This is a genomic window from Paenibacillus sp. EB106-05-06-XG162 (assembly GCF_058791655.1).
In genome coordinates, this window is the sequence record NZ_JBYTDT010000037.1 from 1 (window position 1) to 2225 (window position 2225).

Genomic DNA, 2225 nt, shown 5'->3' on the forward strand with positions numbered 1-2225 from the left:
GCAATGTGGACTTAAAACGTTATTGTAATCTGCATGCGCGTGAAAGAAGAACATCGGAAAGCCGTATGAGGGAAAACTTCACGTACGGTTTGATGAGGAGGGGCTGAAAAAAAACTCAGCCCTTTACTCTAGTAACGGGCAGATTAGTTTAATTCAACTCGCACAAATATGATAGAATTTAAAAAAGTTAAAGTTAGTGAACTATATTGAGGATACAATGGAGTGTACCCAAGAACTTAGAGTTGCTCCATGACAATGAAGCACAAAACCAATTGATTAATCGCGTAGAAATCGCCATACTTATCAATATGGTGCAGCAATTATTAAATGGGAGGCAGTACGATGAATATACTTATTACGGGCGCAAGCGGATTTATCGGAAAGAATTTGGTTAATGTCTTGACAAAAAATCATAACGTTATTTGTATGTCGCGATCGGGTCATCCTTTTAACAAAGATGCAGCGTATGTTCAAGGTTCGTTTGACTGTTTGGAAGATTTGCACGGTTTGAATCCTTATGAAATCGATGCGGTTATTCACCTAGCTGCCGTTACCGGCGGTTGCACCGAAGAGGATGGTCTTGCTGTCAATGTACTGGGTACAAGAAGACTTTACCGGTACTTGCTCGATCGCGGTTGTAAAAAATTCGTGACGGCCAGCTCGATTGCAGCTGTAGGCGCCTTGAACGATGATTTTATTCCGCTTAAGCTACCGATCCAAGCTAATCATCCTTGTCTGGCAACAGATGCGTATGGGTTAAGCAAAGCCTTAGTGGAGGAATTGACCCGTTATTTTCATCGTGTAAATTCGGACACGGATTTTATCAATTTACGCTTTGGCGCGGTAGCGAACGAGGATTGGGTACCGCCCTTGGTTGAGAAGGATAATAGGATGTCTGTTCCGTTTATCGCCTTAGGACATGTGTATGCAAGTGATGTCGTTGAGGGAATTGTCAGGGTCGTGAATGCACCAATCAAATCAGGTGTAAGAAACTTTAACCTGGTAGGACCAGATATCAGCAGTACGATACCCGCGCGGGAAATTCTCACTGCTATATTGGGAGACGATTATTATCTGGATTATTACAAACTTCCAGGTAATGATTATAACCCCTTGTATGCCATAGATGATTTCATCGCGGAATTCGGCTACGAACCTCGCAGATCAACGCGCCGTCCCTAACAACTAGGAAAGACGCATCTGGTAAAACCGTTTTTGATTCCACTGTTTATAGCAAACCCTATATCGGGAGAGATTACAGGGTTTCTATTGATTACGTTGCCTGTATATCTTTATTTTTCCAAAAAGTGAGGGGTCGAAATCGCATGCGACATGGGGAAAACAAAAGACGCAAGAATTAAGAATCCATTATTCCATTCCTAAGAGGAGTTACGCTAACGGGACACTATAGCTTAATAAAATAACTAAAACGCGGCTGCCGGCATGGATCGGCAGCCGCGTTGCGCTAACGGGCAGGATTGCGTAGTATCGTCAGATGCGTTTCCCCATTCCTTGTTACCTTCTATCGTAGGGCATGTTTCATCGTCTATAAATTCATAGACAAAAAAAGCCCAAGCATCGTACGCCTGAGCTTTGATCTACAGAACCTTGCTGGATTACGCTACAATTATGTGCAAAATTTGGTTCCCGATCAGAAAGTTCGTTTTTTTTAGGATGAAGTTCAAGAGCTTATTGTTTTAGAGGAAGAATGGAAAAAAGAATGGCTCGAAACCGTCAAAACGGTCACGACGGTCACGACGGTCACGACGGTCACGACGGTCAAAACGATCAAAACGATCAAAACGATCAAAACGGTCAAAACGGTCAGAACGGTCAAAACCGCAAGAAAAACATTTTGTGCGTACTGATTTCATGTTTTTTTGTTTAGCTTTATTATTCATATTTTTGTTTGAGCTTGTCCGCACATGTTTTTTGTTGGTGTTTTTCATCTATTTATCACCTCCTTGTTTTATATAGTATGTCCAATATGTTGCACTGATTGGACGAGCGTTTATTTGAGATTAAAATTAACTTCTATACCGCTGGGTAAAGGATTTTATCAAATGAATCAACAGTTGTTCAACTAACTGGACACTTTAGCTTATTAAATAACTAAAACGAGGCTGTAGGCATAGATCGGCAGCCTCGTTGCGCTAACTGTCAGGATTGTGGAGTTGTCGTACAGAATTCCATTTTATTATTATCTGGCAGTTTTAGTTTCACCG

At 41.5% G+C, this 2225-nt stretch carries 2 protein-coding genes; one reads left to right on the forward strand and one right to left on the reverse strand.

Going from position 1 to position 2225, the window contains the following annotated elements; all coding sequences use genetic code 11:
* Positions 1–342: 342 nt before the first annotated feature.
* Positions 343–1182: an NAD-dependent epimerase/dehydratase family protein gene (locus AC3WU2_RS30585; RefSeq protein WP_492458603.1), complete on the forward strand. Its 840-nt coding sequence runs from the start codon at positions 343–345 to the stop codon at positions 1180–1182.
* 515 nt (positions 1183–1697) lie between these two features.
* Here the strand turns inward: AC3WU2_RS30585 and AC3WU2_RS30590 are convergent.
* On the reverse strand, positions 1698–1949 hold the full coding sequence (locus tag AC3WU2_RS30590) for a hypothetical protein (RefSeq protein WP_492458604.1): 252 nt from the start codon (positions 1947–1949) through the stop codon (positions 1698–1700).
* Between the last annotated feature and the right edge of the window lie 276 nt (positions 1950–2225).